The sequence below is a fragment of the Pseudoalteromonas sp. Z1A2 genome (genome assembly GCF_011378755.1).
Lineage (GTDB): Bacteria > Pseudomonadota > Gammaproteobacteria > Enterobacterales > Alteromonadaceae > Pseudoalteromonas > Pseudoalteromonas distincta.
This window is the reverse complement of the sequence record NZ_WTKX01000020.1, coordinates 70,300-91,251: the sequence shown is the minus strand read 5'-3', so window position 1 is coordinate 91,251 and position 20,952 is coordinate 70,300. Positions and strand designations below refer to the sequence as shown.

The window sequence follows — 20,952 nt, the reverse complement described above, 5'->3', positions numbered from 1 at the left end:
AGATGTTAAAAAGAGGAGTCTAACATTTTTAAGCTATATTGGCTTTTTAAGAAGTGTAAATAGTCGGTGTAAGGCAGTGCTTTTGCGTATAAATAACCTTGGGCGGAATCAGCGTTCATATCTTTGAGCAAGTGATGGATTTCTTGGGTTTCTACCCCCTCAATTGTTATTGATAAATTGAGGTTATGCGCCATATCAATGGCTGTTTGTACAATAACTTGGTGAGTTGGGTTGTTAGGCAAATCAAAAACAAATGACTTATCTATTTTAAGCTCACTAAAGTGATAATTAACTAAGTAGCTAAGTGACGCGTAGCCTGTCCCAAAGTCATCCAGTACCACTTTAATACCTAATGCGGTTAACTCATCAACTAACTTTATAAGTGCATCTTGACTATCTACGAAGGCCGATTCGGTTAGTTCAAATTTAAGTAAGTGTGCCGGCACTTGGTATTTAATTAAAATATTTTCTACTTTTTCGGCTAAATTATTTATGGTTAAGTTTTTAGCACTTAAATTTACGCTAATTGTGTGCTCGTTATAGCCATTTTTAGTAAGCTCAATTATGTCTTTACAAGCTTGCTCTATTACCCACAGTGTTAGCTCGTTAATAATACCTGTGTGTTCAGCAAGTATTATTAGCTCTTCAATTGATAAGTTGCTGTAAGTTGGGTCGGGCCAACGTAATAAAGCTTCAGCACCACTTACGTGGTTACTTAATAAGTTTATTTGAGGTTGGTAATAAAGCGCCAGTTGATTTGTTTTGATTGCTTGTTGCAGCTTAGCGGCTAGAGCAACGTCCATTATCAGATTATTACCGTTTGACGATGACCCAACTTGATTAACGCTACCTTTTGCTTTTTTAAGCGCTAAATAACCACGCTTTAACCAATATTCAAAGTCGTTACTTTTACCTGCACTACTAATACCTATACTGTAACTAAGCTGCAGGTTTAGCCCTTTAATTTCATATTGTTTTGGTAAGCTACTAATTATTTTAGTCAGTAGTGCTTCTAGCATTTCTTGGTTTTGTGTTTTTGTAGAAATACAGGCAAATACACCACTGCTTAAATCGGCTAAGCGAGGACTGGTGTTTAAATCTGTTTCGAGGTTTGTAAATTCACGTTCATGGCTGAGTTCTAATTCAAGCTCTTTGGCTATATGCTTTATAAGTGTGTAGCCCTGAGAAGAGGTAATAATCGTATTGAGTGAATTAAAGTGACGTATTTTTATTAAACACAACGTTGTTGAGCGATTTTGGCTCTGTAGTGCCATAAATGCTTGTTTTAGCTTGGAGCTATTAAGTAATCGTGTTTGTTGTGTATGCGTGGCATGGTAAAGCGCACGTTCTCGCTGATACCTTACCCTGTCAGCTAATGCCATCGCCATTAAAATAACTTCGCACAAAATAGCGACTAAAAAGGCATGGCGGGTTGCAAAGGTATACGGTAAAACACCAGTGAGTTCCATAGGTTGAATTGCCGCACCAAAAATTAGCGGTATCCATGATAAAACATAAAACTTAGCCCACCTAAAACCACTGCGTAACTTGTTATATATTAAAATAATACAAGTAATATAAAGCAGTACCATTACACCAAAAAATATAGGAGCCGCTATATTTTCAGGAATAAACAAGCTACATACAGCAAGAGTAAACATAAGCCAAAGTAGAGCTATACTCATTTTGTAACGCCAACATTTATCTTTATGATAGCGCAAAAACATGGTGCAAAAAGCAAGGGTGAAAAAGGCGACCCCATAATTACTAAACACAATTTGTTCGTGAATAAAGAGCTGCCATTGCTTAGGCCATAAATAAAAACCAAAGCCCAGTACTGCACCCATTAGTGTAATAGCGCTGACGATGTAGCCAATATAAATTAAATAAACACGGTCTTTTATACCAAAATAAAGCACCAAGTTGTAAAGCGCAGCCATCAATAGCACGCCTACAAAAATACCCCAGATCCCAGTTTGAGAGCGCACTAAGTCAATAAACTCTTTATCACGATACAAGTTTACAGGTGTTTTACTTATGCCTATTGTGTCTATTTTTATTACTAGGCGTTGTGATGATTTTCTTTCTACTAAAAAGCGAATATGCGGCACGCTGTATTCAAATAAAGAGAGGGCTTCTTCTTTATCGCCGAGTTTGTATGTTTCAACTAGTTTGTTATTTTTATCGAGGCGATAAACCGTAAGGTGATCGACCATAGGGTTGTCAAAATGTGCTACAACATTTTGCTTGTTAAGGCTTTTATTTTCTAAATCAAGAAACAACCAATAATTTTGTTGGCTAAAGCTCCATGGAACATCTGAAAATGGTTGATGAGTAAGTAATTCAGGTTGGTTAATGATGGTATCGAATGTTTTAGTTTTGGTTTCGTCAATATAGTAGGCGTAATCGAGGTACATTGGAGCCGTTTTATCAATTGTATATCGTGTAGGCACGACTAAGTTTGATGCCAATGTACTGATTATAAAAAATATAAAAATCAGTATGGCAACAGCAATTGCATGGTAACGTAAAGTTCTTAGTTCCAACGTTAATTTACTTTTAAAAAACCTTTTAATTAGTGTAGCACTAAAAAAGCGCAGGGAAACTGCGCTTTTTTAGTTAAATTAATTGGTTATACCAATGAATAGGTATTATAGGCTATTGCTCGCGTGCAATAGCACGGTGAGCTATATCTGTACGATATTCCATACCATCCCAGCTAATTTGTTTAACAAGCTCATAGGCGCGTTGCTGCGCTTGCGTAACAGTGTTACCAAGTGCTGTTGCGCATAATACGCGACCGCCTGCGGTTACAACCTCATTGCCACTTTGTTTAGTACCCGCATGGAACACTTTTTCACCTGCAGGGTAATCCACTTTTAGCCCCGAAATAGCGTCACCTTTAGGGTAATCACCAGGGTAGCCTTTAGCGGCAAGTACAACACCAACGGCTGCGCGTGGGTCAAACTCAATTGTTGTTTTATCAAGTTCTACACGGTTAGCAGCTTCAATCAATTCAACCAAATCTGATTGCAAACGTAGCATCATTGGTTGAGTTTCAGGGTCGCCAAAGCGACAATTGTACTCAATTACTTTAGGGGTACCTGTTTCGTCAATCATTAAACCTGCATATAAAAAGCCGGTGTACGGATGGCCTTCGCTTGCCATGCCTTCTACCGTAGGGTAGATCACTTCGTTCATAATACGCTGGTGGATTTCATCAGTAACAACTGGCGCAGGTGAGTATGCACCCATGCCACCCGTGTTAGGACCCGCATCGCCATTGTAAGCGCGTTTATGATCTTGGCTGGTTGCAAATGGTAATACGTTTTTACCATCAACCATTACGATGAAAGACGCTTCTTCACCGTCTAAAAACTCTTCAATAACAACACGACTTCCCGCATCGCCAAAAGCATTACCCGCAAGCATATCGCGAATCGCTTCTTCGGCATCGGCCTCCGTCATGGCTACAATTACGCCTTTACCCGCAGCCAAACCATCTGCTTTTACAACAATTGGCGCGCCTTTCTCTTTTAAATAAGCAAGGGCAGGCTCAATTTGTTCAAACGTTTGGTAGTCACCCGTTGGGATTTTATGACGTGCTAAAAAGTCTTTAGTAAACGATTTCGAACCTTCAAGCTGAGCTGCGCCCGCCGTTGGTCCAAAAATAGCCATGTTATGTTCACGAAACTTATCAACAACACCCAGTACTAACGGTATTTCAGGACCTACAATAGTAAGCTCTACCTTATTTTGCTGTGCAAAATTAAGTAAACCATCTAAGTCGTCAACGTTTATTGCTACGTTTTCAAGTTTTGGTTCAAGTGCAGTACCTGCATTACCAGGGGCTACAAATACAGTATTTACTTTGGTGTTTTGAGCGGCTTTAAACGCAAGTGCGTGTTCGCGGCCGCCGCTGCCAATGACTAAAACATTCATGGCGAAAATTCCTATTTAAAGCGGTTTCTTAAATTTCAGCGTCATGCGGTCGCTTTCACCAATGGCTTTATATTTGTCAGCATCTTGTTCGCCGAGTCTTAAGCTTGGTGGTAGCGTCCATACACCTTTAGGGTGATCGGCTGTATCTTTTGGATTTGCATTTATTTCACTGCTTGCTACTAATTCAAACCCAGCTTGTTCAGCAAGGTCTACTACGTAGCTCTGCTTCATATAACCTGATGTTTTTTGATCTTCATCAGCACGCTCTTCAGCTAAACGGTGTTCAACTAAACCTAATGTACCACCTGGTTTAAGGGCTTTATAAAAAGCTTGGAATGCACTTAATGCACCGCTTTTATCTTTGCCCATATACCAGTTATGTACATTACGAAATGTTAAAACCATATCGGCACTGCCAGCTGGCGCAATATCTAAATGTGTTACAGGTGCAAACTCAGTAATTTTAACGCTACTAAAGCGCTTATCTTCAGCTACTTTTTGTTTAAAGCCTGCAAGAGAGCGTTGGTAGTAGCCAACTGATGAATCAGCAGGAAAATGCGCGGCATAATAAGTGCCTTGCTCTTTTAATGCTGGCGCTAAAATTTCACTATACCAACCACCACCGGGTGCAATTTCAACAACTGTCATGGTTGGTTTAAAGCCAAAAAATGCAAGTGTTTGAGCTGGGTGACGATATTCATCACGAGCGCTGTTTTTAGCATTGCGTTCGCTTGATTGAAGTGCATGTTCAAGGCTTGATTCGTGGTTATGGCTAAGCGCCATAGTCGATGTCATTGTTAGTGTGGCTACAAGTAGCGATTTTAGCGCAAATTTCATTGTTTGTTCCTTCACATTATAATTTTAAATAGGTTATTGAATAATCAGAATACGTGAATTTATAGCAAACAAAAAGGGTTAAACCAACGTTTAACCCTTTGTGTGATTAGTGGCGGAAATGGCGCATACCAGTTAGTACCATTGCCATGCCAGCTTCATCAGCAGCTGCAATCACTTCTTCATCACGCATTGAGCCTCCAGGCTGAATTACCGCAGTAATGCCAGCTGCTGCTGCTGCGTCAATGCCATCACGGAATGGGAAGAATGCGTCAGACGCCATAACTGAACCTTTAACTTCAAGGTTTTCGTCGGCGGCTTTTATACCTGCAATTTTAGCTGAGTATACGCGACTCATTTGGCCTGCGCCCACACCAATGGTCATACCGTCACGGGCATAAACAATTGCGTTTGATTTAACAAATTTAGCTACTTTCCAGCAAAACAGTAAATCTTTAAGTTCTTGCTCAGAAGGCTGGCGCTTAGAAACAACTTTTAAGTCGCCTTGCGTTACCATGCCTAAGTCGCGGTCTTGAACTAAAATACCGCCGTTAACGCGTTTAATATCTTGGCCTGCGGCTTTACCTGTCCACTGTCCACACTCTAATAGGCGCACGTTCTTTTTAGCTTCAACAATTTTTGCAGCGTCGCTCGAAATACTAGGTGCAATAATTACTTCAACAAACTGACGGTCAACAATTGCTTGTGCAGTTGCTGCATCTAGCTCTCGGTTAAAGGCAATAATGCCACCAAATGCTGATGTAGGGTCTGTTTTAAAAGCGCGCTCGTATGCTTGTAGAATATTGTCCCCAATTGAAACACCACACGGATTAGCATGTTTTACAATTACGCACGCAGGTACGTCAAATTCTTTAACACATTCAAGTGCTGCATCGGTATCTGCAATGTTGTTAAACGAAAGGGCCTTACCTTGCAATTGAGTTGCTGTTGCAACTGATGCTTCAGCAATGTCATTTTCAACATAAAAAGCAGCATCTTGATGTGAGTTTTCACCGTAACGCATATCTTGTTTTTTAGTGAACTGCATGTTGATAGTACGTGGGAATTTAGTCTCTACAGCAGCTTCCTCGGTGTAATCAGGCACCATTTTACCGAAGTAGTTAGCAATCATGCCATCGTATTGTGCAGTGTGCTCGTAGGCGGCAATCGCTAAATCAAAACGTGTTTTGTACGTTGTTGAACCATTGTTGTTTTGCATTTCACTAATAACACGGTCGTAGTCGCTTGCGTTTACCACGATTGTTACATCTTTGTGGTTTTTAGCTGCTGCACGAACCATTGTAGGGCCGCCAATATCAATGTTTTCAATGGCATCTTCAAGGCTGCAGTTTTCTTGAGCGACAGTATTCGCAAAGGGGTATAAGTTAACTACAACAATATCGATAGCAGAGATGTTGTTATCTGCCATTACATCTTCATCTTGTCCGCGACGGGCTAAAATGCCGCCGTGAATTTTAGGGTGAAGGGTTTTTACGCGACCATCCATGATTTCAGGGTGGCCTGTGTGATCTGATACTTCAGTCACTTTTATGGCGTTATCAGCAAGTAGTTTACATGTGCCGCCAGTTGATAAAATATCAACGCCTTGCGCTTCAAGTGCGCGGGCAAATTCAACAATACCGGTTTTATCAGACACACTTAATAGTGCGCGACGAATGGGACGATGAGTATCCATTGTAGTTTGATTTCCTCAGTTAATGAGCTAGCTTAGAAGCGGGCATTTTAACTGATTACTACTCAAAAAACGACTTATAAAGGCTCAATAAGCGTGAGCATTTTGCAATTTAGTTAATATACTGTAGGCATAAAAAAAGCACCCTAAGGTGCTTTTTTTACAAAATACCAGTTGTATTGGATTAGTAAGTAGTAATAACGATAGAAAAACAAGTCTATAACAAGGCAAAAATTTTGCAGTGTAGTTATTCTACATAAAAAACTTTTAACGACGTTATGGGCTTGTTTAGCTCGTTAGAATACTTACGCTTTCAATATAATTGGTATTAGTTCATGCCGTATTTTTTAAGCTTTTTACGTAAAGTACCACGGTTGATACCTAGTAAAATTGCTGCACGAGTTTGGTTACCACGTGTATATGTCATTACTTCTTCAAGTAATGGCGCTTCTAGCTCTGAAAGAACAAGGTCGTAAACGTCTTGCACATCTTGACCGTTAAGCTGCTTTAAATAGTGGTGAACAGCTTTTTTTACTGCATCACGCAATGGCTGCGGTTTCTCGTGTGACTGAACATGAGGGTTAGTGATAAATGGAGAAGTCACGTTTTGTTCGAACATTATTAAGTCTCTTTCTTTCTTAGTTAGCTGCTAGTGTTTTAAAGTATTGCTCTAATGCGACGACCTGTGCCTGTGGGTTGTCGAGCGCATTAAATACTCGCCTAAACTGACCATCACTGTCATGGGTTTGCAAATACCAAGATACATGTTTGCGAGCAATTCGCGCTCCCATTGGCTCACCGTAAAACATATGGAGGTTTGTTAAATGCTCCATTAATATACTGCGCACCTCTGCAATAGCAGGTGGCTGTAAATGTTCCCCAGTTCGCAAATAGTGGTCTATCTCCCTAAATATCCAAGGGCGACCTTGGGCGGCTCGGCCAATCATAATGGCATCTGCACCCGTATAGTCTAAAACCTGTTTTGCTTTTTCTGGTGATGTAATATCACCATTGGCAACTACAGGAATCGACACTGAACGTTTTATATCCCTAATCGTGGCGTACTCAGCCTCACCTTTGTACATACATGCGCGCGTACGCCCATGTACAGCAAGTGATGCAATGCCATAACGTTCAGCTATTCTCGCAATCTCTACACCATTACGGTTATCCGGATCCCATCCTGTACGGATTTTAAGTGTCACAGGTATATCAACAGCATTAACAACTGCATCAATAATCTCTTCCACAAGTTCAGGAAACTGTAATAAGGCAGAGCCTGCGAGTTTCTTGTTCACTTTTTTTGCTGGGCACCCCATATTGATATCTATGATCTGTGCACCATTAGCAACATTGAATTGTGCGGCCTGCGCCATAAGCTCAGGATCTGCTCCTGCAATTTGCACCGCGCGTATACCCGACTCACCGCTGTGATCCATACGGTTCATCGACTTTTCTGTTTTCCAAACCTTAGGATTTGACGATAGCATTTCAGACACAGCTAAGCCCGCACCTAAGCGTCGACAAAGTTGTCTGAATGGTCTGTCTGTAATGCCTGCCATTGGCGCGACAATTACATTATTCTCAAGTTGGTATTTACCGATACGCACTATATTCAATAGGCCTCTTTTCAAGGGGCGCTAAGTTTACGGTTTTTTTCACAAAAATCAAAGGCTATAAATTGAACAAAAGTAACTTTTTTTTGCCCTTTTCGTATTGACATTTGATAACCACATGACAAGTAGGTTGATTTGTTTGAAATTCATACAGATTTTATTTTTTACAAGATAACTAGAAAATTTTTTGATATGTAAAAAAATAGTAAAGCCTGTTAAATACAGGCTTTACATGCATGTTTTGAGTTAATGCTCTAGATTTGATTGTTCGATTTATTACGCTTTTTTAGTGCCACTTACTCGAGTCCAATCACCTTCAACGGCAATGTCATCTAGTTCAATAAACGGTGCATAAATGTCAGCAACCGATTGTGCTTGTTCTTCTAAAATACCTGACATGGCAATTTTACCACCTGGCTTTAATAACCCTAAAATCACACTATGTAATTCGCGAAGTGGCTGGGCTAAAATATTGGCCACTACTATATCTGCACTAAACTCAGGTTGGTTTTCTGGAAGGTATACTTCGAGTTTGTCTGCAACACCATTTCGGTTCGCGTTATCAAGGCTAGCTTCAAGCGCTTGAGGGTCAATATCTATCCCAATCATACGCTCTGCACCTAGTTTTATAGCTGCAATACCTAAAATGCCTGAGCCACAACCAAAATCAACAACCGTTTTACCCGTCAGATCTTGGCTTTCTAACCATTTAAGGCACAAGGCCGTTGTTGCATGCGTACCCGTGCCAAAAGCAAGGCCAGGGTCTAGCAATACATTTACAGCATCAGGGTCAGGAATGTCGCGCCAGCTTGGGCAAATCCATAGTTTTTCGCCAAATTGAATAGGGTGGAAGTTATCCATCCATTCACGTTCCCAGTCTTTATCTTCAAGTTGCTCGATTTTGTATACTAAATTGTCTTTTAGCTCATCATGGCGCTTCAATAACGCAACGACTGCGTTCATATCATGATTAGCTTCGAACAGGCCAATAACTGTGGTATCAGCCCAGAACACAACGGTGCCAATTTTAGGCTCGTAGATAGGGGTGTCTTTTGCGTCAATAAAGGTTACTGAAGCGCTACCCGCTTCCATTAATAGATCGCTTACGGCATCAGCTGTTGCAGCATTGGCATTAATACGAATTTGGATCCAAGCCATGGTTATTTCCTTCAAATAGAAAAAAGGCCGCTATAGCGGCCTTTTTAGTTTATATAGTAGCGCTAAAATTATTTAGCGTCTAAAAAGCTTTTCAGTAAATCTGAGCGAGAAGGGTGGCGTAATTTACGCAGCGCTTTCGCTTCTATTTGACGAATACGCTCACGTGTTACGTCAAACTGTTTACCTACTTCTTCTAAGGTGTGGTCGGTATTCATATCAATACCAAAACGCATACGTAGTACTTTAGCTTCACGAGCTGTTAAGCCTGCAAGTACATCGTTAGTTGCGCCACGAAGAGATTCCATTGTTGCCGAATCGATTGGCGAATCAATAGTTGTATCTTCGATAAAGTCACCTAAGTGAGAATCTTCATCATCACCGATTGGTGTTTCCATTGAAATTGGCTCTTTAGCAATCTTAAGTACCTTACGGATTTTATCCTCAGGCATCATCATGCGTTCTGCTAATTCTTCTGGATTTGGCTCACGACCCATTTCTTGTAACATTTGACGAGAGATACGGTTAAGTTTATTAATCGTTTCAATCATATGCACAGGGATACGGATTGTTCTTGCTTGGTCAGCAATAGAGCGTGTGATTGCTTGACGTATCCACCACGTAGCATAAGTAGAGAACTTATAACCACGGCGATATTCAAACTTATCAACCGCTTTCATCAGACCAATGTTACCTTCTTGGATTAAATCTAAGAATTGTAAGCCACGGTTTGTGTATTTTTTAGCAATTGAGATTACAAGACGTAAGTTAGCTTCAACCATTTCTTTTTTCGCACGGCGTGCTTTCGCTTCACCTATGCTCATTCGACGGTTGATGTCTTTAATACGCTCAATGCTTAAACCTGTTGTTTGTTCAATAACAGATAATTTATTAATGCTACGAATGATTTCTGGCTTAACTTCTTCAAGTTTAGCTGAATACTTTTCGTTACCTGAAATTTCTAAATCAACCCAAGAAGCGTCAGTTTCGTTATTAGCAAAATGCTTAACGAATGTTTTCTTTGGTAATTTAGCAATTTGAACAGCTTGCTTCATGATTAGGCGTTCTTGAACACGAACACGATCCATCATTTCACGCATGTTATTTACCATGCGGTCAAACTGTTTAGGTATTAATTTAAATGTTCTGAAAAGCTCACCAATTTCAAAAATGGCTGCTTGTGATTCAGGATGCGAACGACCTTTAGCTTCAAACGTATCACGTGCTTTATTATATAAATCACGTAAATTTTCAAAATGAATACGAGCTTCTTCAGGATCTGGCCCTGTGTCTATCTCTTCTTCATCTTCATCATCGCTATCAGCATCATCTTTGTCATCTTTATCGTCGTCCTCAAGTTGCTTAGCACTTAATTCTGAACCGATGTTAGTTGCTGAAATTGGCGCTGTATCTTCATTAGGATCGATAAAGCCAGCGATAATATCGCTTAAACGCATTTCTTCAGCTTCAAACTTATCCCACTGCTCTAGTAGGTAAGTGATTGCTTCAGGGTACTCTGCAACAGAAATCTGTACTTGATTAATGCCTTCTTCAATACGTTTAGCGATTACAATTTCGCCTTCACGTGTAAGAAGTTCAACAGTACCCATTTCGCGCATGTACATGCGAACTGGATCCGTTGTACGGCCGATTTCTTTTTCTACAGTCGCAAGGGCTGCAGCGGCAGCTTCAGCTGCGTCTTCGTCTGTCGTTGTTTCTTGCATCATTAATTCATCAGCATCAGGCGCGTTTTCGCTAACCTTGATACCCATGTCATTAATCATGCTTATGATATCTTCTACTTGATCTGAGTCTATAATGTCTTGTGGAAGGTGATCATTTACTTCTGCAAAAGTTAAGTAGCCTTGCTCTTTACCTTTCTGAATCAGAAGTTTTAATTGTGACTGAGGAGTTGGATCCATAGAGATTGTTTCTTCCACTCTGATAAGTTGATACAACAGGCGCCATCATGTAGTTTGCATTAAAGCTAACTAGAATAATGTGACGCAGTGAATAGCACAGTATAACAGTTTAAATCAATTTTGACTAGGGTCTGTTGGTCTTTCAGGATTAAAGTTTGTTCTATCCAAGGGGGTTTTAATCGCGGCGCGAGGTTTGTAACCTAGTGGGCTAAGTAAAAACCGAGCAACAAAGAGTAAACCTCCCTTGGGTCGAACCCAAAGGGCAGCGCGTGTTTGGTATTTATGCTGCGTTATCGCCTATTTATGTGGAATAACCACACTACATAAGCTCTGTCTTGTCTAAATACCAAACACACTGCTGTAAACTTAACCTCGAAAGATAAACAGACCCTAACTGTTAGTCGCTTTTAACGCTGTCATTAACAAATGACACTCAAGCCTTTCATCGCTACTAAGGCCTTGTGTCTTGTCCTTTATTAATAGGGTCTCGAGTCGATAATTTAAACACTGATCTTCAATAAACTTGAAAGTATTTTTAAAAACCGTCTCTAAACGTTCTTCATTTATCTCATGTTGCCACGTTGCAAGCTTGATTAATGGCTCGTAATCTTCAGTTCCTCGAAAAAACTCGAGCAGTTGCGCTGTGGTCACATTTTCTTTTTCTAAAGCTTGTTCTTGTAATCGTAATAACAGCCCTATGCCAGCAATGTTCATTTGTGCAAGCTCAGGTAAATACGGCACACTTTTAGCTAAATTAGGGTGCTGGATCAATATACCGATAGCTTGGCGCATAGGTGTTATTTTAAATTTACGTTCAATAGAGTGTTGCTGTTTAGGCGTTTTTAAACGGCTATTCAACTGCTCACGCGTTCTGCCAATTAAGCGTCCTAATTGTTCAAGAATGTTTTCTTGATAAAACTCACTTGGAATTTTTTCAATTAGTGGAAGTGCTGCACTAAGAAGTTTAGCTTTTCCTGAATCGAGTGTTAAATCAACCTCTTGGCTTAATTTATTAAACAATACTTTGGTAAAGTCATCTGCTTGGCTTAGGCGCAATTCGAATTGCTCCTTACCTTCTTTTTGTACAAGCGAGTCAGGGTCTTCGCCATCTGGTAAAAATGCAAATTGTAGTGCTTTACCATCGTTTAAATAAGGGAGTGCATTTTCAAGTGCCCGCCAAGCAGCGTCACGGCCAGCCCTGTCGCCATCGTAACAACAGATTACTTTATCAGTAGTTCTAAATAAAGTGTGCATGTGCTCGCTTGTTGTTGCTGTCCCCAGTGATGCAACTGCATATTCAATCCCTTCTTCAGCTAAGGCAACAACATCCATATAACCTTCAACAATCATTACATGATCAAGTTTTTTATGGGCTTGCTTTGCTTCGTAAAGCCCATAAAGCTCAAAGCCTTTATGGAAAATTCGGGTTTCTGGCGAGTTTAGATATTTTGGCCCTTGGTCGGCTTGCATTACACGCCCACCAAATGCAATAACGCGTCCGCGTTTATCGCGAATAGGGAACATTAGGCGATCGCGAAAAAAATCAAATTGTCTGCCTGGTGTTTTTTCTGAAGCTAGCTTTAGCTCAACCAATTGCTCTTTTTGTTCTTTATTACGACCAAGCTGTAGGCATAGCCCATCCCATTCACTGGGAGCGTAGCCAATCATAAATTTTTTAACAGTTTCACCGCTTAAACCACGGCCTTTAACATACTCAATAACAGCAGCAGAATTACTATGGTGTTTTAATTGGTGCTGATAAAAGCGAGCAGTATGAAGCATTAAGTCGTAATCGGAGCGCTTTTGCGCAGCCGTACGCTCTGGTGCTGAATTTGCGCCTTGTTCTCGAGGTACTTCTAAGTTAAGCATGCTAGCTATTTCTTCAATAGCATCTACAAACTCTAGCTTTTCGTACTCCATTACAAACGAAATTGCATTACCATTAGCGCCACACCCAAAGCAGTGATAAAACTGTTTGTCTTGCGATACAGTAAATGAGGGAGATTTTTCGTTATGAAATGGGCAGCAAGCTTGATAATCCTTACCTGCTTTTTTTAGACCTACTTTTGAGTCTATCAGGTCGACAATATCGGTTCTGGCAAGTAAATCGTCTATAAAGTTACGTGGGATCTTTCCGGCCATTAGTAAAATACAGTCCTGAAATAATAAGAAGAAGAACGAATATGAAATTTACTTTTTTATACTTGCTTGATGCAAAATATAGTGTGCTTTAACTTACCAAAATGACAGCGAAATAAATAGGGAAGCTATAAAAAATTTCATTTTAAAGTAACCTAATCGGTGTACTTTTTATTAAAGTTAAAAACAAAGAAACCGAGCGCTAGGCTCGGTTTACTTCAATCATACTTTAATGTATGTGGGAGTATTAGGCAGTTAATCGTTGCTTAATTAAACCAGAAATCTTACCCATATCGGCTCGACCTTCAGCTTTGCTTTTGATTATACCCATTACTTTACCCATGTCTTGCATACCTGCTGCATTAGTATCAGCAATAGCCGCGTCAATGAGAGCAATTATTTCTTCTTCACTCAATTGTTGAGGTAAAAAAGTTTCAAGCGCTACTATTTCATTGGCTTCAATATCAGCTAAATCATCACGCCCAGCATCTTTGTACTGAGTGTAAGAGTCACGACGTTGTTTAACAAGCTTCACTATAACGGAGGTAATACCTGCGTCGTCTAGCGTTATTTGCTCGTCAATTTCACGTTGCTTGATTGCAGCAAGTACCATACGAATAGGGTTAAGACGTTGCTTGTCTTTAGCTCTCATCGCATCTTTTTGCGCATCTTTTAGCGTTATTAAAAGGCTCATTTATACAAGACCTAATATATTAGTATAATTTAACGCGACGAGCGTTATCACGAGAAAGTTTTTTCATGTGACGTTTAACTGCAGCAGCTTTTTTACGCTTACGCTCAGCTGTTGGTTTTTCATAGTGCTCGCGACGACGAACTTCTGAAAGGATTCCTGCTTTTTCACATGAACGCTTGAAGCGACGAAGTGCTACGTCAAACGGTTCGTTCTCTCTTACTTTAATTACTGGCATTAAAAATTCACCTACCTAAATTATGAGCGTTGCTCAAGTTGATCAAACATTGATCAAGTGGTTCAAAAATGGTGCGGTATTGTAATCCGAAGCAACACCACATGTAAAGGACAATATTAACAGAAACGCATTACGTTAAACAGTATTAATTTGCTTGGCGCTGGTACAGTTGGCAAAGTACTTGTCCTGCCTTTTTTTCTTTAATTAACAACCAGTTGGTTGGTGTTTCTAAGGCGGCTAGCTCTGCCTCTACTTCAACATAAATTAATGCGTCGTTGCTTAACCATTGGTTTTTTTCTAATAAATCGCAGGTTGTTTGCGCTAAATCTTTACGAAATGGTGGGTCAACAAATACAAGATTAAAAGCTTCGTTTGTGTTTTTTTGCTCTAAAAAGGAGAGCGAATTAGTATGTTTAACGTATGCGTTGTCGAGCTTTAAAGTGCTAATATTTTGTTCTAATTGCTTAGCAGCTAATGAGTCGAGCTCGATAAATGTAGCGCTTTTAGCATATCGTGATAGCGCTTCAAATCCCAATCCACCAGAACCGGCAAAACAATCAAGTACATTTGCGTCACGCGTATCTTGCATTAGCCAATTAAATACAGTTTCTTTAATTCGATCGGTAGTAGGTCTCAAGCCTTCTACGTTTTTAACCGGGAGTTTACGGCCTCGAAATTGACCACTAATCACTCTAATAAAGCCATCACTGGGCTTGTTAGCAGCTTTATTTTGCGTTGTTTTTTTTCTCATTTAGCTCACTAAAAAATGGTATATGGTATCTAGCTCAGATAATATTATGGGCGATTACGTGTAGCTTCATTTTTCAACCGCATTAAAAGTGTTACTATTAAACACTTACGTTTTGAATGGTTGTATTTATTAGCAACTATTGCTGGGCATTGCCAAGCTATTTCAAATTTTAGTTTATCAGATTTTTATAAGTGGTTATTAGCAAGTATGACAAAAAAAAGTAAATTCATGTCGTGGCTCGGTTTTGGCAAGTCAGATAAAAAAGAAGCAGAGCAAAAAGCAGCAGCTGATAAACAACAAGTATTAGCGCAAGAAGAGGCCCAGAAGCTAGAGCAAGAAAAACTAGCGCAAGAGCAAGCTGAAGCTGAACGGTTAAAAGCAGAGGCTGAAACAGAGCGTTTAGAACAAGAACGCCAGCGTGCTGAAAACGCGGAAAAGATTGCCATTGAGCAGGCCAATGCTGAATTACTTGCAAAACAGCAAGCAGATGCCGAGGCGCAAAGACAAGAACATGCGCAACGTTTAGCCGATCAAGAAAAAGAGATGCGCTTAGAGCAAGAACGATTAGCGGCAGAAAAAGTAGAGGCTGAGCGACTAGAGCAAATACGCCTTGAAAAACAAGATGAGGCGATCAAAGCCGAAAAGCTTGCAATAGAGCAAGCGAATGCTGAGTTATTAGCAAAAGAACAAGCGGATGCTGAAGCTCAAAGGCAAGAGCAAGCGAAGCGCTTAGCAGAACAAGAAGCGCAGATGCTTTTAGAGCAAGAACGCATTGCGGCTGAAAAAGCAGAAAATGAGCGCTTAGAGCAAGAACGCCTTGCGGCTGAAAAAGCAGAAAATGAGCGTTTAGAGCAAGAACGTATTGTAGCTGAAAAAGCAGAAAATGAGCGTTTAGAACAAGAACGTATCACAGCAGAACTTGCAATTGAAGAAGCTAAAAAAGCCGAAAAGCCAAAAAAAGAAGGGTTTTTCTCTCGTCTTAAAAAAGGCTTGTTAAAGACTCGCGTTAATATAGGTTCTGGTTTTGCGTCTATTTTTAGTGGAAAAAAAATAGACGACGAATTATTTGAAGATCTTGAAACTCAATTACTCACCGCCGATTTAGGCGTTGATACTACCATGAAGTTGATTGATCGTTTAACTGATGCAGCGAACCGTAAACAGTTAAAAGATGGTGATGCGCTTTATGAGTTAATGAAACAAGAAATGGCTGCGATGCTTAAAACGGCAGAACAGCCTTTAGTCATAAGCGAAGATAAAAAGCCGTTTGTTATTTTAATGGTAGGTGTAAATGGTGTTGGTAAAACAACGACTATTGGTAAAATGGCTAAGCAATTTCAAAACGAAGGTAAGTCGGTTATGCTGGCTGCTGGTGATACGTTTAGAGCGGCAGCTGTTGAGCAGCTTCAGGTTTGGGGTGAACGTAACAGCATTCCCGTTATTGCACAGCATACAGGTGCAGATAGTGCATCAGTTGTGTTTGATGCATTCCAAGCGGCTAAAGCACGTAATATAGATGTGTTAATTGCTGATACAGCTGGGCGCTTGCAAAATAAAGATAATTTAATGCAAGAGCTTGAAAAAATAGCTCGTGTAATGAAAAAGATTGATCCTGATGCGCCGCACGAAGTGATGTTAACTATCGATGCAGGCACAGGGCAAAATGCAATTAGCCAAGTAAACCTGTTTAATCAATGTGTTGGTTTAACTGGTATTACGCTTTCAAAACTTGATGGAACTGCAAAGGGTGGTGTTATTTTTGCGGTTGCAGATAAGTTTAATATTCCAATTCGTTACATTGGTGTTGGTGAAGGTATTGATGATTTACGCGCTTTTAAAAGCGATGATTTTATTGATGCGTTATTTAGCCAAGATGAGGACGACGTTTAATTTACCAAAAAAGGGAGCTAGCTCCCTTTTTAATTGCGAGGAATACTAATTTCATTAATGTGTTAATGGAGTTGGCATAATAAAAAGATGATAAATTTTCAGCAAGTAAGTAAGACCTATCCTGGAGGGCACCGCGCCCTCGAAAAAGTTAATTTTCATATTAAACCGGGTGAACTTGCCTTTTTAACTGGCCACAGTGGTGCGGGTAAAAGTACGTTGCTTAAGTTAATTAGCTTAATGGAACGTCCTTCAGCAGGTAGTGTATTTATCAACGGTGTTGATTTAAACAAAGTAAACTCGCGTCAAATTCCTTATGCTCGTCGTGATATAGGTATTATTTTTCAAAACCATAGGTTATTAGAGCGCTACACTATTTTTGATAACGTGGCATTACCTCTCATTATTGAGGGGACTCACCATAAGCAAATAGCTAAACGGGTCCATGGCGCGCTTGACAAGGTAGGCCTAATTGACAAAGTTAAATGTCATCCTTCTATGCTCTCTGGAGGCGAACAGCAACGAGTTGGTATTGCCAGAGCTATTGTAAACTCCCCACCAATTTTACTAGCTGATGAACCAACAGGTAATCTTGACCCAGAGCTTTCAATGGAAATACTCAAGTTGTTTGAAGACTTTAATAAACACGGTACCACTGTTCTTATCGCAACGCATGATTTGGGTTTGGTTGCACGTATGAAGTATCGTAGCTTAACCTTAAAAGATGGCCGTATGCTTCAAGACCCGCTTGCTGAGGGGGCACTATGAGTTTACTTTTTAAAGGTCGCCAAAATAGTAACGACAAGCAAAAAAAATCAGTATTAGCTGGCGGTTATTTTTTTATTATTAATATTTTTCGCCAAGGTGTGCATAGCTTAGGTGAAATGTGGCGCACGCCGCTTGCGTCTATGATGACTATCGCTGTACTTGGTTTGAGCCTAACGTTACCTGCAACACTTTACTTAGTCGTTAAAAACGTACAGCAAGTGAGTAGTGGCTTTGAAGAGGCGAGTGAAATATCGTTGTTTGTAAAAGAAAGTATGAACGAGCAAGAAACGCAAACATTAGTAAAGCGTTTAGCACTTTACCCAGAAGTGGAAAGTGTTGAGTTTATTTCAAAACAACAGGCATTAACAGAATTTAAAGACGTATCTGGCTTTGGGCAAGCTTTGGAGTATTTAGATAAAAATCCATTACCGGATGTGGTACTCGTTACTCCAACAAAACGTCACAGACACCCAAATGCCGCTAAAGTACTGCTAACTAAATTAGAAAGTGAACGTGAAGTTGATTTTGGTAAGCTCGATATAGCGTGGTTAGAGCGTTTAAATGCATTACTAGATTTACTCAAAGAAAGTGTAATAACTATCGCATTATTACTACTTACCTCAGTGACACTTATTATTGGTAACACCATTCGTTTGTCGATCATGGATAAAAAAGAAGAAATACAAGTAATGAAGCTAGTAGGCGCAACGAACACCTTTATACATGCCCCATTTTTGTGGACCGGTATTTGGTATGGTGTAATAGGTGGTTTGTTTGCCTTTATATGCGTAGGTCTGATGATGTGGTGGCTTTCAAGCGCTGTGAGCAGTGTAGCGGGGGTGTATCAAACAAGTTTTTCGTTAATAGGATTATCGCTTAATGAACTCGGCTTTTTAGTGTTACTTGCAACAAGCTTAGGATTTGTAGGCTCGTACCTTTCTGTAAATCGATATATTAAAGAAATAGAACCCGATAAAGTATAAAAAACCCTGCAAACTATAAGTGAACCAACCCAGCTTGATATGCGTAACGTATCGGACTGGGTTGTACCTCCCGTTACTAAAACTGTCATATTTGTGTACTATCCTCCCATAAAGTAATGAGTTGTAAATAAGGTGATGCGGTTAGGTTAATTGGCTGCAATCCCTCAATTCATCACTTATTCAGTCGCTTGTAGTAGACTAAACACATACTAAAAACTGCTTGATTTATACTTTTAAAAAGTTTTAAATTGGGGTTAGCACTCTTAGAGAAAGAGTGCTAAGATAGTTTCAAATGTTTATCACCGAGGTGAAAAATGAGTAAAGATTTATACGCAATGGCACTTACAGTCGGACAACAAAGCGCAAGCATGGACGGTTACCTTCAAGCGGTAAGCACTATTCCTATGCTTAAAGTTGAACAAGAGCAAGAACTTGCTAAAAGACTTCAGGAAGAAGGCGATCTTAGTGCTGCCAAGCAACTCATTATGTCGCATTTACGCTTTGTAGCACATATTGCTAAAAGCTACTCGGGATACGGCTTACCACAAGCTGACCTTATTCAAGAAGGTAATATAGGCCTGATGAAAGCGGTTAAACGTTTTGACCCTACAGTGGGTGTACGTTTAGTGTCGTTTGCAGTGCATTGGATTAAAGCCGAAATTCACGAGTTTGTTCTTAAAAATTGGCGCATAGTTAAAGTTGCAACCACTAAAGCGCAACGTAAATTGTTTTTTAATCTTCGTAAAAACAAAAAGCGTTTAGGTTGGTTCAACCAAGCTGAGGTTAGCACTGTTGCTAGCGAGCTAGGTGTGAGTGAAAAAGAAGTACGTGAAATGGAATCGCGCATGAGCGGCCAAGACATGGGCTTTGACCTAACTGGTGACGATAACGACGATGCACCAACAAGTACATACTCTCCAGTACAGTATTTAACAGATGGCGCAGCTGACTTAGCTGACGACGTTGAACAAGAGCAGTGGAAAGAGCAAGCGCATACCCGTTTATTTAGCGCACTTAAAACACTAGATGAACGTTCACAAGATATTGTTAGCGCACGTTGGTTGTCTGATGATAAAGCGACGCTTCAGGAGCTTGCACAAAAGTACAGTGTATCTGCTGAGCGTGTTCGTCAGCTTGAAAAAACAGCGATGAAAAAGTTACAAAGCGCTATGAGCTAATATTGCTCAAGCAGCAAAATTTAAAAAGCCCTGCATGAAAATGCGGGGCTTTTTGCTTTTGAGTAGGTTGGTTTGAGCGAAGCGAAACCCAACGATAAAATATCTAATCAAGTAATACCGATACTCTGCATTATCGAATGGTTATACCAATCCGCAATAATACTTAATCATTTTGCGAGGCTAAACGTGTCGCTACCTGCGTTAAAAAAGTCTCATTTAGAACAACCGAATAGTGAATTTTTTGCCTAGCTATCAACACGTTTTTCCGCCCTCAAAATAGACCACTTAATTAAGCGAATTGGTATTAGTTTATTATTCGGATATAGCATTATTTAAAGCTTATATTACCTAGCACTCACTCCCTTTCCCTCAGCATGCGCTAACTGAATGTACTTACGTTCAACTAATTGCGAAACAGGTACGAGTTCAAAACCTTGCTTAGTTAGCTCTGGTAAGGCATGGCGTAAAAATTCGATGGTTTCAGGGTAGGGATGAGCAATTGCAATGGCAAAGCTATGGGAAATGGCTAATTGTTTTAACTCTTCAAGCCTTAGCTGCAGTTGTTCTGGTGTAGTTATGTTGTCTAAAAACACTTGGCGACTAATATTAGCAACACCCAAAAAGTTAGCGGCATTTTGTGCCTGACTCAAATCGGTTGTGCGACTATCTAAAAAATATAAATGACGCTTTTTAAGTACTTCCATTGTCCACTTCATAGCTTGGCTTTTTTGCGTAAGCGCTGAGCCCATGTGGTTATTAACGCCTTTAACTTGCGGTAAACTAGCGAGAGCTGTTCCAAGAGTTTGCTGAAGCTGCTCTTTATTCATATTTAAAGTAAGCGCACCAGGCCCTAGTTCTTTACCGTTAAGTGCTTGCATAGGTACATGAAGCAATAACTCTTTATTTGATTGACTGGCAAGTGTTGCAAAAATTTGCGAATAAGGGGTATGGGGCAAAATTGAATACGACAATTGCCCAGGTAAGGAAAGGAACTCTAAGTCCCGTTGATGATAGCCTATATCGTCTATCACTATTGCTATTTGCTTGGCGCTAATTGTTGCAGAGCTAAAACAAATAGCTAATGTTAGCCATTTTATTATTTTCACGTTTATAGTTTTTATTATCTTTTTAGCTTTATTTATACAGCTTATACAA

General features: G+C 40.0%; 17 protein-coding genes. 4 read left to right on the top strand and 13 right to left on the bottom strand.

Annotation, left to right across the window (positions count from 1 at the left end; translation table 11 throughout):
- Positions 1-5: 5 nt before the first annotated feature.
- From GQR47_RS14275 to rsmD, 12 genes are all read right to left on the bottom strand, one after another.
- Positions 6-2,546: an EAL domain-containing protein gene (locus GQR47_RS14275; protein WP_024597549.1), complete on the bottom strand. Its 2,541-nt coding sequence runs from the start codon at positions 2,544-2,546 to the stop codon at positions 6-8.
- 112 nt (positions 2,547-2,658) lie between these two features.
- Positions 2,659-3,942 carry a phosphoribosylamine--glycine ligase gene (gene purD, locus GQR47_RS14270; RefSeq protein WP_154903597.1) on the bottom strand — a complete coding sequence of 428 codons (1,284 nt, stop codon included), beginning with the start codon at positions 3,940-3,942 and terminating at the stop codon, positions 2,659-2,661.
- 15 nt (positions 3,943-3,957) lie between these two features.
- Positions 3,958-4,779, bottom strand: a complete 822-nt coding sequence (locus GQR47_RS14265) for a class I SAM-dependent methyltransferase (RefSeq protein WP_024597551.1) — start codon at positions 4,777-4,779, stop codon at positions 3,958-3,960.
- A 106-nt stretch (positions 4,780-4,885) separates the two neighbouring features.
- A complete protein-coding gene (gene purH / locus GQR47_RS14260) occupies positions 4,886-6,472 on the bottom strand; it encodes a bifunctional phosphoribosylaminoimidazolecarboxamide formyltransferase/IMP cyclohydrolase (protein WP_024603412.1) in 1,587 nt (528 codons plus the stop codon).
- A gap of 325 nt (positions 6,473-6,797) precedes the next feature.
- Entirely contained in the window at positions 6,798-7,088 is a 291-nt protein-coding gene (fis, locus tag GQR47_RS14255) for a DNA-binding transcriptional regulator Fis (protein ID WP_002957804.1), read from the bottom strand.
- Positions 7,089-7,107: 19 nt separating this feature from the next.
- Positions 7,108-8,079: a tRNA dihydrouridine synthase DusB gene (gene dusB, locus GQR47_RS14250; protein ID WP_024597553.1), complete on the bottom strand. Its 972-nt coding sequence runs from the start codon at positions 8,077-8,079 to the stop codon at positions 7,108-7,110.
- Between the two features lie 282 nt (positions 8,080-8,361).
- A complete protein-coding gene (gene prmA / locus GQR47_RS14245; RefSeq protein WP_002957801.1) occupies positions 8,362-9,243 on the bottom strand; it encodes a 50S ribosomal protein L11 methyltransferase in 882 nt (293 codons plus the stop codon).
- A gap of 68 nt (positions 9,244-9,311) precedes the next feature.
- Positions 9,312-11,162 carry an RNA polymerase sigma factor RpoD gene (gene rpoD / locus GQR47_RS14240; RefSeq protein ID WP_154903596.1) on the bottom strand — a complete coding sequence of 617 codons (1,851 nt, stop codon included), beginning with the start codon at positions 11,160-11,162 and terminating at the stop codon, positions 9,312-9,314.
- A gap of 390 nt (positions 11,163-11,552) precedes the next feature.
- A complete protein-coding gene (gene dnaG / locus GQR47_RS14235) occupies positions 11,553-13,304 on the bottom strand; it encodes a DNA primase (protein ID WP_024597554.1) in 1,752 nt (583 codons plus the stop codon).
- A gap of 244 nt (positions 13,305-13,548) precedes the next feature.
- A complete protein-coding gene (locus tag GQR47_RS14230) occupies positions 13,549-13,995 on the bottom strand; it encodes a GatB/YqeY domain-containing protein (protein WP_007376027.1) in 447 nt (148 codons plus the stop codon).
- A 19-nt stretch (positions 13,996-14,014) separates the two neighbouring features.
- A complete protein-coding gene (gene rpsU, locus GQR47_RS14225) occupies positions 14,015-14,230 on the bottom strand; it encodes a 30S ribosomal protein S21 (RefSeq protein ID WP_002957797.1) in 216 nt (71 codons plus the stop codon).
- Between the two features lie 145 nt (positions 14,231-14,375).
- The gene (rsmD, locus tag GQR47_RS14220) at positions 14,376-14,981 is read right to left on the bottom strand and encodes a 16S rRNA (guanine(966)-N(2))-methyltransferase RsmD (protein WP_024597555.1); all 606 of its coding nucleotides are present in this window, start codon (positions 14,979-14,981) and stop codon (positions 14,376-14,378) included.
- 207 nt (positions 14,982-15,188) lie between these two features.
- On the opposite strand from rsmD, the gene ftsY reads away from it, so the two are divergent.
- The 4 genes from ftsY (at position 15,189) to rpoH (ending at position 19,797) form a co-directional block, all read left to right on the top strand.
- Positions 15,189-16,871: a signal recognition particle-docking protein FtsY gene (ftsY, locus tag GQR47_RS14215; RefSeq protein ID WP_165723909.1), complete on the top strand. Its 1,683-nt coding sequence runs from the start codon at positions 15,189-15,191 to the stop codon at positions 16,869-16,871.
- 87 nt (positions 16,872-16,958) lie between these two features.
- A complete protein-coding gene (gene ftsE / locus GQR47_RS14210; RefSeq protein WP_002957793.1) occupies positions 16,959-17,636 on the top strand; it encodes a cell division ATP-binding protein FtsE in 678 nt (225 codons plus the stop codon).
- Positions 17,633-18,619: a permease-like cell division protein FtsX gene (gene ftsX, locus GQR47_RS14205; RefSeq protein ID WP_002957792.1), complete on the top strand. Its 987-nt coding sequence runs from the start codon at positions 17,633-17,635 to the stop codon at positions 18,617-18,619. The genes ftsE and ftsX overlap by 4 nt, the downstream gene beginning before the upstream one ends.
- A gap of 314 nt (positions 18,620-18,933) precedes the next feature.
- Positions 18,934-19,797 (top strand): RNA polymerase sigma factor RpoH, encoded by an 864-nt coding sequence (gene rpoH, locus GQR47_RS14200; RefSeq protein WP_002957791.1) that lies wholly within the window; start codon positions 18,934-18,936, stop codon positions 19,795-19,797.
- 344 nt (positions 19,798-20,141) lie between these two features.
- Here the strand turns inward: rpoH and GQR47_RS14195 are convergent, their stop codons facing one another.
- Positions 20,142-20,903 carry a divergent polysaccharide deacetylase family protein gene (locus GQR47_RS14195; RefSeq protein WP_024597557.1) on the bottom strand — a complete coding sequence of 254 codons (762 nt, stop codon included), beginning with the start codon at positions 20,901-20,903 and terminating at the stop codon, positions 20,142-20,144.
- Positions 20,904-20,952: the final 49 nt, after the last annotated feature.

Excerpts from the sequence above, each read along its gene's own strand:
- GQR47_RS14230 (WP_007376027.1), bottom strand. The coding sequence starts at position 13,995 with ATGAGCCTTTTAATAACGCTAAAAGATGCGCAAAAAGATGCGATGAGA.
- rsmD (WP_024597555.1), bottom strand. The coding sequence starts at position 14,981 with ATGAGAAAAAAAACAACGCAAAATAAAGCTGCTAACAAGCCCAGTGAT.
- purH (WP_024603412.1), bottom strand. The coding sequence starts at position 6,472 with ATGGATACTCATCGTCCCATTCGTCGCGCACTATTAAGTGTGTCTGAT.
- rpoH (WP_002957791.1), top strand. The coding sequence starts at position 18,934 with ATGAGTAAAGATTTATACGCAATGGCACTTACAGTCGGACAACAAAGC.
- ftsY (WP_165723909.1), top strand. The coding sequence starts at position 15,189 with ATGACAAAAAAAAGTAAATTCATGTCGTGGCTCGGTTTTGGCAAGTCA.
- GQR47_RS14265 (WP_024597551.1), bottom strand. The coding sequence starts at position 4,779 with ATGAAATTTGCGCTAAAATCGCTACTTGTAGCCACACTAACAATGACA.
- purD (WP_154903597.1), bottom strand. The coding sequence starts at position 3,942 with ATGAATGTTTTAGTCATTGGCAGCGGCGGCCGCGAACACGCACTTGCG.
- prmA (WP_002957801.1), bottom strand. The coding sequence starts at position 9,243 with ATGGCTTGGATCCAAATTCGTATTAATGCCAATGCTGCAACAGCTGAT.
- ftsX (WP_002957792.1), top strand. The coding sequence starts at position 17,633 with ATGAGTTTACTTTTTAAAGGTCGCCAAAATAGTAACGACAAGCAAAAA.
- rpoD (WP_154903596.1), bottom strand. The coding sequence starts at position 11,162 with ATGGATCCAACTCCTCAGTCACAATTAAAACTTCTGATTCAGAAAGGT.
- ftsE (WP_002957793.1), top strand. The coding sequence starts at position 16,959 with ATGATAAATTTTCAGCAAGTAAGTAAGACCTATCCTGGAGGGCACCGC.
- fis (WP_002957804.1), bottom strand. The coding sequence starts at position 7,088 with ATGTTCGAACAAAACGTGACTTCTCCATTTATCACTAACCCTCATGTT.
- dnaG (WP_024597554.1), bottom strand. The coding sequence starts at position 13,304 with ATGGCCGGAAAGATCCCACGTAACTTTATAGACGATTTACTTGCCAGA.
- rpsU (WP_002957797.1), bottom strand. The coding sequence starts at position 14,230 with ATGCCAGTAATTAAAGTAAGAGAGAACGAACCGTTTGACGTAGCACTT.